The sequence below is a fragment of the Crossiella sp. SN42 genome (genome assembly GCF_023897065.1).
In the GTDB taxonomy this organism is placed as follows: domain Bacteria; phylum Actinomycetota; class Actinomycetes; order Mycobacteriales; family Pseudonocardiaceae; genus Crossiella.
Genome location: NZ_JAMHIV010000005.1, coordinates 224,576 through 239,848, shown reverse-complemented (window position 1 = coordinate 239,848; position 15,273 = coordinate 224,576). Strand labels below are relative to the sequence as shown.

Annotated in this window: 1 pseudogene; it reads left to right on the top strand. The window is 74.1% G+C overall.

Annotated features, from left to right (window positions below):
- Position 1: 1 nt before the first annotated feature.
- A pseudogene (locus M8C13_RS08425) lies at positions 2-15,235 on the top strand (SDR family NAD(P)-dependent oxidoreductase); the annotation flags it as partial.
- Positions 15,236-15,273: the final 38 nt, after the last annotated feature.

The window sequence follows — 15,273 nt, the reverse complement described above, 5'->3', positions numbered from 1 at the left end:
CGACAAGGTAGTTGAGGCGCTGCGGGCGGCGCTGAAGCAGACCGAGGTGCTGCGCCAGCAGAACGCGAAGCTGGAGTCGGCCGCGAACGAGCCGATCGCCATCCTCGGCATGGCCTGCCGCTACCCCGGCGGCGTGGCCTCGCCGGAGGACCTGTGGCGGCTGACCAGCGAGGGCGTGGACGCCATCGGCGACATGCCGACCGACCGCGGCTGGGACTTCGCCGCCCTGGACGCCCTGCCCGGCCAAGGCGGCCCCGAGGTCCCGCGCTACGGCGGTTTTGTCGAGGACGTGGCGGGCTTCGACCCCGGTTTCTTCCGCATCTCCCCACGCGAAGCCCTGATCCTGGACCCGCAGCAGCGGCTGCTGCTGGAGGTCACCTGGGAGGGCCTGGAACGCGCGGGCATCGACCCGGCCGAGCTGCGCGGCGGCGACACGGGCGTGTTCGTCGGCGGCGGCACCGGCGACTACCGGGTGCCGATGGGTGCGATCGAATGGCAGACCGCCCAGTCCAGCAGCCTGTTGTCCGGCCGGGTCTCCTACATCTTCGGCTTCCGCGGCCCCACCCTGACCGTCGACACGGGCTGTTCTTCTTCGCTGGTGGCCCTGCACCTGGCCGCGAAGGCGTTGCGCGCGGGCGAATGCTCGCTGGCCGTGGTCGGCGGCGTCAGCGTGCTCTCCAGCACCGCGGGTTTTGTCGAGTTCGCCGCCCAGGGCGCGCTGTCCGCGGACGGCCGCTGCAAGGCCTTCGCCGACGCCGCCGACGGCACCGGCTGGGCCGAGGGCGCCGGAGTCCTGGTGCTGCAACGCCTTTCCGAGGCCCAGGCGCAGAACCGGCGCATCCTCGCGGTGATTCGTGGCACCGCGATGAACTCCGACGGCGCCTCCAACGGCATGACCGCCCCCAGCGGCCCAGCCCAGCGCCGCGTCATCCGGGCGGCGTTGCGCAACGCCCGCCTGACCCCGGCCGAGGTCGACGTGGTCGAGGCGCACGGCACCGGCACCAAGCTCGGCGATCCCATTGAGGCGCAAGCACTGCTGGCCACCTACGGCAAGGACCGGGAAACCCCGCTGCTGCTCGGCTCGGTGAAGTCGAACATCGGGCACACCCAGGCCGCGGCGGGCGTGGCGGGGATCATCAAGGTGGTGCAGGCGATCCGGCACGCGGCGGTGCCCAGGACGCTGCACGTGGACCGGCCCAGCTCGCACGTGGACTGGAGCGCGGGGGCGATCGAGCTGGTCACGGAGCACACCCCGTGGCCGGAGGTGGACCGGCCGCGCCGGGCGGGAGTGTCGTCCTTTGGCGCGAGCGGAACGAACACGCACGTGATCGTGGAACAGGCGCCGGAACCCGCCACGCCCGAGACCGCGACGCCCAGCGCCGCCACGCCCGCCGCCGCGACGCCCAGCGCCGCCACGCCCGCCGCCGCGACGCTCAGCGCTGCCGCGCCCACGGCTGCCGCGCCTGGCACCGCCGCTCTCGTCGCCGCCGCGCCCGCCGCCGCGCCCGAAACCTCCGCGCCCGCCGACGGTGCCGCTGCCACCCCCGCGCTCGTCCCTTGGATCCTCTCTGCCCGCACCGAAGTCGCCCTCCGCGCCCAGGCCACCGCCCTCCGATCCACAGTAGACAGTCATCACCCCCTCGACCTCGGCCTCTCCCTGGCCACCACCCGATCCCTGTTCGCCACCCGCACCGTCGCCCTCACCCCCGAAGCCCTCATCGCCCTCGCCGACGGCGACCGCCACCCCGCCCTCGTCGAAGGCGCCCCGGTCGCGGGCAAGACCGCCTTCCTCTTCCCCGGTCAGGGCGCCCAGCGTCTGGGCATGGGACGCGAGCTGTACCAACGGTTCCCGGCCTTCGCGCGGGCCTTCGACGAGATCGCCGACGCCTTCGACGGCCACCTCGGCGACTCCCTGCGCGCGGTGGTCTGGGGCACCGACGAAGACCTGTTGCAGGACACCGGCTGGGCGCAGCCCGCGCTGTTCGCGGTCGAGGTCGCGCTGTTCCGGTTGCTGGAGTCCTGGGGGGTCCGGCCGGACTTCCTGATGGGGCACTCGGTTGGCGAGATCGCGGCCGCGCACGTGGCCGGGGTGTACTCGGTCGCCGATGCCTGCGCGCTGGTGGCCGCCCGCGCCCGGCTGATGAGCGCGCTGCCCGCCGGTGGGGCCATGGTTTCGGTGGACGCGCCCGAGGACGAGGTCGCGCCGCTGCTCGCCGGGCACTCCGACGTGTCCATCGCGGCGGTGAACGGACCGCGCTCGGTGGTGCTGTCCGGGGCGGCGGAGACGGTCGCGGCGCTGGCTGAGACGCTGGCCGCGCGCGGGCACCGCACCAAGGCGCTCAAGGTGAGCCACGCGTTCCACTCGCCGCTGATGGCCCCGATGCTGGCGGAGTTCCGGGCGGTGGCGGCGGGGCTGACCCCGCAGCGGGCCCGGATTCCGCTGGTGTCCACGGTGACCGGTGCGCCGGGCGCGGAGCTGGACGCCGACTACTGGGGCGAGCAGGTGCACCGCGCGGTGCGGTTCGCCGACGGGGTGCGCACGCTGGCCGCGGCGGGGGTCGCCCGGTTCGTGGAGGTCGGGCCTAGCGGGGCGCTGTCCTCGATGGTGCACGAGACCCTGGCCGAGGGCGAGCGCGCGGTGGTCGCGGTGCTGCGCCCGGACAAGGACGAGCCGGACAGCACCGAAGAAACCACGGTCCTCCGCTCCCTGGCCCGGCTGCATGTCGCGGGTGTGCCGGTGGACTGGGCGGAGTTCTTCCGCGGCACCGGCGCTTCCGTGGTCGACCTGCCCACCTATGCCTTCCAGCGTGAGCGCTACTGGCCGGTCGGCGAGCAGCGTTCCACCAACTCCGCCGCCGGACTCGGCCTGATCCCGGTCTTCCACCCCATGCTCGGCGCGGTCACCACCTCCGCCGCCGACGGCAGCCTGCTGGTCAGCGGCCGCCTCTCCACCGGTGACCAGCCCTGGCTGAGCGACCACGTGGTGGACGGCCGGATCTGGTTCCCCGACTCCGGTCTGCTGGAGCTGGTGCTCACCGCCGCGGACCAGGTCGGCTGCGACCGGATCGGCGAGCTGTGGGCCGGCGCGCCCTTGCTGCTCAACGACTACGACCAGCTCGCGGTGCAGGTTCGGGTCGGTCCGGCCGACGACCTGGGCCGCCGCGCGGTGAGCGTGCACTCCCGCCCGGCGCGCTCCGACGTGGAGTGGGTCGAACACGGCAGCGGCACGCTCACCCCGGCCGACCACCGGCCGGTCGAGGACCCCGCGCCCTGGCCGCCGCCCGGCGCGGAACCGGTGCCGCTGGCTAGGTCCACTGTGGACAGAGGCCCACTTTTCCATGGCCTGCGGGAGGTCTGGCGGCTCGGTGACGAGGTGCACGCCGAGGTCGCGCTGCCCGAGCGCCTGGACAGCCGCAGCCAGGAAGCGGCCGCGTTCGCGCTGCACCCGGCGCTGCTGGACGCCGCGCTGCAGGCCAGCGCCTACCTGCCCGGCCGGTCGGAGCTCGCGCCCGGCACGCTCGCTGAATGGCGGGGCGTCACCCTGCACGCCGCTGGTGCCGCCGTGTTGCGGGTCCGCTGGACCGAAGGACCGGACGGACTCAGCCTCTCCGCCGTCGACCCCGCCGGTGGACCGGTGTGCACCGTGGACGCCGTGCGCACCCGCGCCGCCGGGCAGGTAGCCCGGCCCGGTGTGACCGACTCGCTGTTCGCCATCGACTGGCCCGCCCTGCCAGTAGAAACCACCGCGCCCGCGTCCTGGGCGATGCTCGACGAACTCGGCGACGGCCAGGTGCCGGAGGTGGTCTACGCGCCACTGCGCGGCACCGACCCGGCCGCGCTCGCCGACCTGACCGGCCAGGCCCTGGCACTCGTGCAGCGCTGGCTGAGCGAGGAGCGCTTCGCCGCCTCCCGCCTGGTCGTGGTGACCGAGGCGGGCGACCTGGCCGCCGCCGCGGTGTGGGGACTGCTCCGCTCCGCCGCCACCGAACACCCCGGCCGCTTCGCCCTGCTCGACGTGGAGACCCTGGCCGACCTCCCGGTCAGCGTGCCTGCCGACGAGCCGCAGCTGCGGGTCCGCGACGGCGTGCTGCGCGCCGCCCGCCTCACCCGCCTGCCCGCCACCCAGACCGAGGCACCGGCCTGGGACCCGGACAAGGCGGTCCTGATCACCGGCGGTAGCGGCGAGCTCGCCGGGGTGCTGGCCCACCACCTGGCCGCCCGCGGCCAGCGGAAACTGGTGCTGGCCAGTCGTCGCGGCCCGGACGCGCCCGGTGTGGATGTGCTGCGCGAGTCGCTGGCCGAGCTGGGCGCGGAGACCGAGTTCGTCGCCTGCGACGTTTCCGACCCGGCCGCGGTGCGCGCGCTGACCGACCGCCCGCTGACCGCCGTGGTGCACACCGCCGCGGTCATCGACGACGGCGTGGTGGAATCCCTTACCCCGCAGCGGATCGCGACCGTCCTCGGTCCGAAGGCCACCGCCGCCTGGCACCTGCACCAGGCCACCCTCGGTCAGGACCTGGCCGCGTTTGTGCTGTACTCCTCGGCCGCCGGCGTGCTCGGCAGCCCCGGCCAGGGCAGCTACGCCGCCGCCAACGGCTTCCTGGACGCGCTGGCCGCGCACCGGCGCGAGCTGGGCCTGCCCGCGACCTCGATCGCCTGGGGCCCTTGGGAAGGCGGGCTGACCAGCGGGCTGGGGGAGGAGCACGGCAAGCGGCTGGCCGCCAAGGGGCTGGCGCTGATCGACGTCGAACAGGGCAACGCGATGTTCGACGCGGCCACCGCCAGCGACCGGCCGGTGGTCGTCGCGGCCACCGCGGTGGGCACCGGCGCGGCGGCCTCGCCCGCCCTGGTCCCGGCCATCCTGCGCAACCTGGTCCGCACCACCCGCCGGACCGCCGCCGCCACCGGTGGCAGCACTCCGGCCACCGACCTCGGTTCCCGGCTGGCCGCACTGCGCCCGGCCGAACGCCAGGACTTCCTCACCGACCTGGTCCGCACCGAGGTCGCCGCGGTGCTCGGCCACCCCTCGGTGAAACTGGTCGGCCCGCGCCAGGAGTTCCGCGACCAGGGCTTCGACTCGCTGTCCGCGGTGGAGCTGCGCAACCGCCTCACCGCCGCCACCGGCCTGCCCCTGCCCGCCACCCTGGTCTTCGACTACCCGACCCCGGTCCAGGTGGCCGCTTTCCTGCTCACCCGCCTGGACGGGTTCGCGGAATCCGTTGACGCGCCGATGATCCGGGCCACCTCGGCGCACGACGACCCGATCGTGATCGTCGGTATGAGCTGCCGCTACGCCAAGGGCATCGGCTCGCCGGAGGACCTGTGGCAGCTGGTGCTCGACGGCACCGACGCCATCACCGGCTGCCCGCCCGACCGCGGCTGGGACGTCGAAGGAGCCGAGGACCTGCGCGGCGGCTTCCTGCAGAACGCGGCCGGTTTTGACGCCGGGTTCTTCGGCATCTCCCCGCGCGAAGCGGTGGCGATGGACCCGCAGCAGCGCGTATTGCTGGAGGTGTCCTGGGAAGCCCTGGAACGCGCGGGCATCGATCCGACCAGCCTGTCCGGCAGCCCCACCGGCGTCTACGTCGGCGCGGGCGATGCCAACTACGTCTCGCTGCTGGCCGGCGAGGGCGCTTCGGTGGCCGGGTTCATCATGACCGGCACCACCTCCAGCGTGCTCTCCGGCCGGGTTTCCTACGTGCTGGGCCTGGAAGGTCCGACGCTGACCGTGGACACGGCCTGTTCCTCCTCGCTGGTGGCCATCCACCTGGCGGCGCGGGCCTTGCAGGCGGGGGAGTGCTCGCTGGCGCTGGCCGGTGGGGTCGCGATCCTGTCCACGCCGGGCCCGTTCGCCGAGTTCGCCAAGCAGGGCGGGCTTTCCCCGGACGGCCGCTGCCGCTCCTACTCCGACGACGCCGCGGGCACCGGCTGGGCCGAGGGCGCGGGCGTGCTCGTGCTGGAGCGGCTCTCCGACGCGCAGCGGCGCGGGCACCGGGTGCTGGCGGTGGTCAAGGGCTCCGCGGTCAACTCCGACGGCGCGTCCAACGGCCTGACCGCGCCGAACGGTCCGTCCCAGCAACGGGTCATCCGCGCTGCGCTGGCCGATGCCGGTCTGTCCACTGTGGACGTTGATGTGGTGGAGGGGCACGGCACCGGCACCCGCCTCGGCGACCCGATCGAGGTGCAGGCGCTGCTGGCGACCTACGGGCAGGAGCGGGAAACGCCGCTGCTGCTGGGGTCGATCAAGTCGAACCTGGGGCACACCCAGGCCGCGGCGGGCGTGGCGAGCATCATCAAGATGGTGCAGGCCATCCGGCACGGGGTGGTGCCGCGCACGCTGCACGTGAGCACGCCGTCCACGCACATCGACTGGGCCGCAGGGGAAATCCAGCTGGCCACCGAGCAGACCGCGTGGCCGGAGGTGGATCGGCCGCGCCGGGCCGCGGTGTCCGCGTTCGGGGTGAGCGGCACAAACGCACACCTGATCATCGAGCAGCCGGACGAGCTGGCCGCAACACCCGCCGCCGCCCCGGCCGCGACCCTCGCCACCGCTCCGGAATCCGCGCCCGCGGCCGACGTGCGGGTGCCGCTCCTCGTGGCTGCCCGGTCCGAGGCCGCGCTGGACGCCCAGATCGAGCTCATCCGCTCCGTCGAGCCTTCGCTCGACCTCGCCTTCTCCCTGGCCACCACCCGGGCCGCACTGGAACACCGCGCGGTGCTCTTCGACGGAGCCACCATCGCCCGTGGCGTGGTCGCCGACGGCCGGACCGCCTTCCTGTTCTCCGGCCAGGGTTCGCAGCGCCTGGGCATGGGACGCGTTCTGTACCAACGCTTCCCAGCGTTCGCCGAGGCCCTTGACGCCGTGCTCGCCGAACTGGGCGAGGACCTGCGCGAGGTGATGTGGGGCGCGGACGCCGAAATGCTCAACCAGACCGGTCACGCCCAGCGCGCGCTGTTCGCCGTCGAAGTGGCGCTCTACCGGCTGGTCGAGTCCTGGGGTGTGCGACCGGACTACCTGGTCGGGCACTCCGTCGGCGAGATCGCCGCGGCGCACGTGGCCGGAGTGTTGTCGCTGTCCGACGCCTGCGCCCTGGTCGCCGCGCGCGCCCGGCTGATGCAGGCACTGCCCACCGGCGGCGCGATGGTCGCCGTACGCGCCACCGCCGAGGAGGTCGCGCCACTGCTCACCGCGGAGGTGGCGATCGCCGCGGTCAACGGGCCGACCAGCGTGGTGCTCTCCGGTGCTGAGGACGCGGTGCTCGCGGTCGCCGAAGTGCTTGCCGGACAGGGACACAAGACCAAGCGGCTCGCGGTCAGCCACGCCTTCCACTCGCCGCTGATGGACCCGATGCTGGCCGAGTTCGTCGCCGCCATCGACGGGATCTCCTTTGGCCGCGCGGACATCCCGGTGATCTCGACGCTGACCGGGAAGCTGGCCGAGCTGGACTCGGCGGAGTACTGGGTCCAGCAGGTGCGCGGCAGCGTGCTCTTCGCCGACGCGCTGACCGAGCTGGCCGCCCTGGACGTCAGCGCGGTGCTGGAACTCGGCCCGGACGGCCTGCTGGCCGCCGCCGCGACCGAGGTCCTGCCGCAGGGCACGGTGTGCACGAGCCTGCTCCGCGCGGACACGCCGGACGAGGAGACCGCGCTGGTCCGGGGCCTGGCCGCGGCCCACGTGGCCGGGGTGGGCGTGCGCTGGGCGGACTTCCTCGGCGGTGGCAAGGTGATTGACCTGCCCACCTACCCGTTCCAGCACCAGCGCTACTGGCCCAGCGCCGCCGTCCAGCCCGGTGATCCGGCCGGCCTCGGCCAGTCGCCGACCGGGCACCCGCTGCTCGGCGCGGCCGTGCTAATGGCCGACGACGCCAGCGTCACGCTGACCGGTCGCCTGTCGCGAGCCGCCCAGCCCTGGCTCGCCGAACACCCGGCGGCTGCCCAGATCGCCTTGCTGGAGATGGCGATCCGGGCCGCTGACCAGGTTGGCAAGGGGCAGATCCGTAGGCTGAGCACCGAGGTTCCGCTGGCGGTGCCCGAGCGCGGCGGCCTCCAGGTCCAGGTGCGGGTGACCGGTGACGAGCTGGCCATCTACTCCCGGACCGAGGAGAACCCGTGGCTGCGCAACGCCATCGGCGAACTCGCCGACGCGGCCGTACCAGAGCCGTTCACCGCCACGGACAACGACATCGAGGTTGAGCGCTCCGGCGGCGCGGACTACGGCCTGCACCCGGCGCTGCTCGCGGCGGTGCTGGAACCGCGCATCCCAGCCGAGTGGGAGGGCGTGACGCTGCACGCCTTCGGCGCTTCGGCCCTGCGGGTCCGCCTGACGCCGCTGGCTGAGGACCGGGTCGCGATTGAGGCGGTGGACGGGGCCGGGTTACCGGTGCTGTCGGTGACCTCGATGCGGGACCAGGAGATCGAGGCCGCCAGAAGGTCCACTGTGGACGGACAGGTGCTGCTTGGCGTCGACTGGGTAGCCGCGCCGGAGGTGCGGGCGGCGGAGGTCGCGGCGGCAGAGCTGACCACGGCGGACGTCGCCGAACTGGTCGCGCTGAGCGAGGTGCCCGCCCTGGTGGTGGTACCCGTTGCTCCGCCAGTCGGCGAGGTGCCCGCCGCGGTCCGGGCGCTCACCGGGCAGGCGCTGGAACTGATGCAGCACTGGATTGCCGAGGACCAGTTCGCGGACTCGCGCCTGGTGTTCCGCACCCGGGGCGCGGTCGACGGTGGCGCACTGGCCGCCTCGGCGCTGTGGGGCCTGGTGCGCTCGGCCCAGACCGAGCACCCCGGGCGGTTCGGCCTGCTCGACGCCGAGCCCTCGGACGTGGCCAAGGCCCTACCGGTGCTGGCTTCCGGCGAACCGCAGGTCATCGTGCGTGACGGCGTGCCGCTGGTGGCCCGCCTGCACAAGCTCCCGCCGACCACCCCGCAACCCTGGGACCGCAACGGTTCCGTGCTGCTCACCGGCGGCACCGGCGCGCTCGGCCTGACCCTGGCCCGGCACCTCGCCGCCCAGGGCCAGCGGCACCTCGTGCTGGCCAGCCGCCGCGGTCCGGACGCGCCCGGTCTTGACGCCCTCGGCCCCGGGATCTCCGTGGTGGCCTGCGATCTCACCGATCCGGCAGCCGTGCGGGAGCTGGTCGCCGGGATTCCGGACCTCACCGCCGTGGTGCACCTCGCCGGTGTGCTGGACGACGGCATCGTGGACCGCCTCACCCCCGAGCGCGTCAACGCCGTGCTCGCGCCCAAGGCCGAGGCGGCCTGGCACCTGCACCGCGCCACCGAGGACCGCGAGCTGGCCGGGTTTGTGCTCTACTCCTCCTCCGCCGGCGTCATGGGTTCGCCGGGACAGGCCAACTACGCCGCGGCCAACACTTTCCTGGACGCCCTCGCCGAGCACCGCCGACAGGCTGGACTGCCCGGGTTGTCGCTGGCCTGGGGACCGTGGGAGTCCGGCATGGCGGCCGGACTCGACGCGGCGGACCTGCGCCGGGTGACGGCCAAGGGTTCGCAGGCGATCACGGCGGAGCTGGGCATGGCGCTGTTCGACGCCGCGCTCGGCGCGGACCGCGCGCTGGTGGTGCCGCTGGTGCTCGGCGGCGGATCGGCGCCGGACGGGACCGAGGTGCCACACCTGTTGCGGGACCTGGTGAAACAGGGCAGGCGACGGGCCGTCGGCGCCCAGCAGTCCGGGACCGGGCTGGCGAAGGAACTGGCCGGGCTGGCCGCGGACGAGCGGCTGGACCACCTGGCCAACCTGGTCCGCAAGCACGCGGCCGCGGTGCTCGGACACGAGGCCGCGGCGGAGGTGGACACGCGGCGGGACTTCCGGCAGCAGGGCTTCAGCTCGCTGACCGCGGTGGAGCTGCGCAACCGGCTCGCCGAGGCCACCGGACTGCGGCTGCCCGCCACACTGGCCTTCGACTACCCGAACCCGGAGCAGGTCGCCGCCTTCCTGCTGGAGGCGGTGGCAGGCACCGGGCAGGTCGCCGCCGCGCCCGCGGTCACCAGGGTCGCCGACGACGATCCGATCGTGATCGTCGGCGCGGGTTGCCGCTATCCCGGCGGGGTCGCCTCGCCGGAAGGGTTGTGGCGCTTTGTGCTCGACGGCACCGACGCGGTGGCCGAGATGCCGGCCGCGCGCGCCGCCGACCTAGGGCTGCCCGCCGGTGCGACGCCGCCCTCTGGTGGGTTCATCGAGGACGTGGCCGGGTTCGACGCCGCCTTCTTCGGCATCTCCCCGCGCGAGGCGACCGCGATGGACCCGCAGCAGCGGCTGGTGCTGGAAACCGCGTGGGAGGCGGTGGAACACGCGGGCATCGCGGCGGACAGCCTGGCCGGCAGCGCGACCGGGGTGTACCTCGGTTCCTCCGACCCGGCCTACGCCAGCCTGGTCGCCCGCGACCCGCGCCTGGAGGGCTTCGCCATGACCGGCGCGGTGTCCAGCGTGATCTCCGGCCGGGTGTCCTACGCGCTCGGCCTGGAAGGACCCGCGGTCACGGTCGACACGGCGTGCTCCTCCTCGCTGGTGGCGCTGCACCTCGCGGTGCGGGCGCTGCGGTCGGGGGAGTGCACGCTGGCGCTGGCCGGTGGCGTGACCGTGCTGTCCTCGCTGTCGCCGTTCTCCGAGTTCGACAAGCAGGGCGGGCTCGCGCACGACGGCCGCTGCCGCTCCTACGCCGAGGAGGCCGACGGCACCGGCTGGTCCGAGGGCGCCGGTGTGCTGGTACTGGAACGGCTTTCCGACGCCCAGCGCAACGGGCACCAGATCCTCGCCGTGGTCAAGGGCACCGCGGTCAACTCCGACGGCGCGTCCAACGGCCTGACCGCGCCGAACGGCCCGTCCCAGCAACGCGTCATCCGCGCCGCGCTCGCCGACGCCGGACTGTCCACTTCGGACGTCGACCTGGTGGAGGGCCACGGCACCGGCACCCGCCTCGGCGACCCGATCGAGGTGCAGGCCCTGCTCGCGACCTACGGCCAGGAGCGGGAGACCCCGCTGCTGCTGGGCTCGATCAAGTCGAACATGGGCCACGCCCAGGCTGCTGCGGGTGCCGCGGGCATCATCAAGATGATCTACGCGCTGCGCCACGGGATCGCGCCGCGCTCGCTGCACTCGGACCACCCGACCGGACACGTGGACTGGACCGAGGGCGCGGTGGAGCTGCTGCCCGCGCAACGGGACTGGCCCGCGGTGGACCGGCCGCGCCGGGCCGCGGTGTCCTCCTTCGGCATCAGCGGCACCAATGCGCACGTGATCCTGGAGCAGCCACCCGCGATCGAGTCCACTGTGGACACTGTTGCGCCGGATGTGCCGTTGCCGCTGGTGGTCTCGGGCAAGTCCGAGGCCGCGCTGCACGCGCGGATCGAGCAGCTGAGTGGTCTACCAATCACAGTTGAGCTGGCGCACTCGCTGGCCACCACCCGGGTCGGCTTCGAGCACCGGGCCGTGCTGCACGAGGGCGCGGTGCTGGCCAAGGGCCGGGTGACCGAGGGCCGCACGGCGTTCGTGTTCTCCGGCCAGGGCTCGCAGCGACTGGGCATGGGACGCGAGCTGTACGAGCGGTTCCCGGTGTTCGCCAAGGCTTTCGACGCGGTGCTGGCCGAGTTCGAGCCGGACCTGCGCGAGGTGGTCTGGGGCGAGGACGCCGAGCTGCTCAACCAGACCGGTCACGCCCAGCGGGCGCTGTTCGCGCTGGAGGTGGCGCTGTTCCGGCTGGTCGAGTCCTGGGGCGTGCGACCGGACTTCCTGGTCGGGCACTCCATCGGCGAGGTGTCCGCGGCGCACGTGGCAGGGGTGCTCTCGCTGACCGACGCGTGCGCGCTGGTCACGGCCAGGGCCCGGCTGATGCAGGCGCTGCCTGCCGGTGGCGCGATGGTCGCCGTGCAGGCCACCGAGGCCGAGGTCGAACCGCGGCTCACCGAGGGCGTGGCGATCGCCGCGATCAACTCGCCGGAAGGCGTGGTGCTCTCCGGCGCCGAGGACGCGGTGCTCGCCCTGGCCGAAGCGCTCGCCGGACAGGGGCACAAGACCAAGCGGCTCGCGGTCAGCCACGCGTTCCACTCACCGCTGATGGAACCGATGCTGGCCGAGTTCAAAGCGGTGATCGACCGGTTGAACTACGCTGAACCGGTTATACCGGTGGTCACCACTTTGACCGGTCGGCGGGCCGGGGGTGACGATCTGCGCACCCCGGCGTACTGGGCGGCGCAGGTGCGCGACACCGTGCGCTTCGCCGACGCGGTCACCGTGCTCGCCGCGGCCAAGGTCACCCGGTTCCTGGAGCTGGGACCGGACGGCTCGCTGTGCGCGGCGGTGCGCGGCTCGCTGGAGACCGGCGTGACCGCCGCCCCGGCCCTGCGTGGCGGGGTGGCCGAGGAAGAGTCGCTGCTGCGCGGACTCGGCGCGCTGTACGTGGCGGGCGGCCGGATCGACTGGACCGCGCTGTGGACCACCCCGGGCGGACCGCGCCCGCGGACGGTGCCGCTGCCCACCTATCCGTTCCAGCACCAGCGGTTCTGGCCGACCGTGTCCACCAGGGTCGCCGACGCCTCCGGCCTGGGCCTCGCCGACACCGCGCACCCGCTGCTCGGCGCGGCGGTCCCGCTGGCCGACGGCGGCGGGGTGGTGCTGACCGGCAGGTTCTCCGTCGCCGACCACGCGTGGCTGGGCGAGCACCGCGACGGCGAGACCGTCGTGCTGCCCCCGGCGGCGCTGCTGGAGCTGGCGGTGCGCGCCGGTGACGAGGTGGGCTGCCCGCGGGTGGAGCGGCTGGCGGTGCTGTCGCCGCTGGTGCTGCCCGCGAACGGGGCCGTGCAGGTGCAGGTGCGGGTGGATCCGGGCAGCAGCGGCTGCCGCCGGGTCACCGTGCACTCCCGCCCGGAGTCCGGCGGCTCGTGGAGCCAGCACGCGCTGGGCAAACTGGCCGAGGACAACGCGGAGACGGCGATGGACTTCGTCACGGTGTGGCCGCCGGAGCAGGCCGAGCCGGTGGACGTGGAGGACTGCTACGAGCAGTTCGCCGACGCCGGCTTCCACTACGGCCCGGCGTTCCAGGGCCTGGACGCGGTGTGGGTGCGCGGGGACGAGGTCTTCGCCGAGGTCAGCCTGCCCGAGGAGGTCGCGGACGCGGAGGCCTTCGGCCTGCACCCCGCCCTGCTCAGCGCCGCCCTGCAAGCCCTGCCGCTGACCAGCTGGTCGGGCGAGACCTGGCGCGAACCCGTTGCCTGGGAAGGGGTTTCGCTGCGGGCCAGCGGCGCGGCCACCCTCCGGGTCCGGTTCGCCGCCGCGGGCGAGGACGGCACCACCGTCCAGCTCGCCGATGTCGCCGGCCACCCGGTGCTGTCGGTGGACGTGTTGCGCCACCGCGAGATCGAGGGCCGCGCCCACACCCGCCCCGCGCCCGAATCCGGCTCCGGCTCGCTGCTGGTGGTGGACTGGCCGAAGGCCCAGGCGGAAAGCGCCCCGGTGGCCGCCGCGGTGCTCGGCGACGGCCTGGACCTGCCCACCGCCCGCCGCGCGGACACCCTGGACGAGCTGGCCACCGGCCAGGTCCCGCAAACCGTGCTGGTCCGCGTCCCGTCCTCCGGGGCGGCCCCGGCGGACGTGCGGCACGCGACGGGGTGGGCGCTGGAGCTGTCGCAGCGCTGGATCGCCGACGACCGCTTCGCCACCAGCACACTCGTGCTGGTCACCAGCGGCGCGGTGGCCTGCCCCGGCGAGGACGTCACCGACCTGGCAGGCGCGGCGGTCTGGGGCCTGACCCGCTCGGCCGCCGCCGAACACCCAGGCCGCTTCGCCCTGCTGGACGTGGACTCCACCGCCGACCTGGCCACCGGGCTGCTCGCCGACGAACCCCAGGTCGTGGTGCGCGGCGGCGTGGCCCGCGTCGCCCGGCTCGCCGTCCCCAAGGAGATCACCGAAGACCGCCTCACCGGCTGGAACCCGGACGGCACGGTGCTGATCACCGGCGGCACCGGCGGCCTCGGCGCCCTGCTGGCCCGCCACCTGGTGACCGCCACCGGCCAGCGTCGCCTGGTTCTGACCAGCCGCCGAGGCCCGGACGCCCCCGGCGCGGCCGACCTGCAAGCGGAACTCACCGAACTCGGCGCCGACGTGTCGATCCACGCCTGCGACGTCGCCAACGCCGAGGCCGTGCACGCCCTGGTCGACGCCATCCCCGACCTGACCGCGGTCGTGCACGCCGCCGGTGTGCTCGACGACGGCGTGGTGGAAAGCCTTACCCCAGAACGCCTCGCGGCAGTCCTGGCGGCCAAGGCCGACGCCGCCTGGCACCTGCACCGCGCCACCGAAGGCCGCGACCTGGCGGGCTTCGTCCTCTACTCCTCGCAAGCGGGCATCATGGGCGCCCCCGGCCAGGCCAACTACGCCGCAGCCAACGCCTACCTGGACGCCCTCGCCGCCCACCGCCGCCACCACGGCCACCCGGCGCTGTCCCTGGCCTGGGGCCCGTGGACCCTGGGCATGGCCGCCGCCGAACAAGACATGGGCGGCCGCCGGGCAGAGGCGTTGGGCGCCACCAGGATCACCCCGGAACTGGGCATGTCCCTGTTCGACCGGGCACTGAGCTCCGCCGAACCGGTCCTGGTCCCGTTGGTGGTCACCACTGGCGGCCCAGCCGCGGCCGAGGTCCCGCACCTGCTCCGCGGCCTGGTCCGCACCCGCCGCCGCGCCGCGGTCCGCACCAGCACCGCGAACATGGCCGACACGTTGCGCGGCCTGGGCGAGGAGGAACGCCTCCGGACCGTCACCACCATGGTGGTCACCGAGCTGGCGTCGGTCCTCGGCCACCAATCAGCCGCTGCCCTTGAGCCAGAACAGAAGTTCGCCGACCTGGGCCTGGACTCCCTGACCGCGGTGGAGCTCCGCAACCGGCTGGCGGCACTGACCGGGCTGCGAATGCCGGCGGCCCTGGCCTTCGACTACGCGACACCCGCGCGTTTGGCCGAGCACATCGCGGAACAGCTGGGCGGAGGCGGCCCGGAGACCGGAGCGCCGACGATCCTGACCGAGCTGGACCGGTTGGAGGCCGCGATGACCGCGGCGTCGGCGGACGAGGTCACCAAGGCCGGGGTGACCTCGCGGTTGCGGCAGCTGCTGAACCGGTGGTCGGGACCGGAGAAGGAGGAGTCGGCGGCGGACCGGATCTCGGCGGCCAGCGCGGACGACCTGCTCGCCTTCATCGACAACGAGCTCGGCCGGAAGGGCGCGGACCGCTGAGCTCGCCAGGCAGCCCGCACCGTTGCGACCCAACGGTG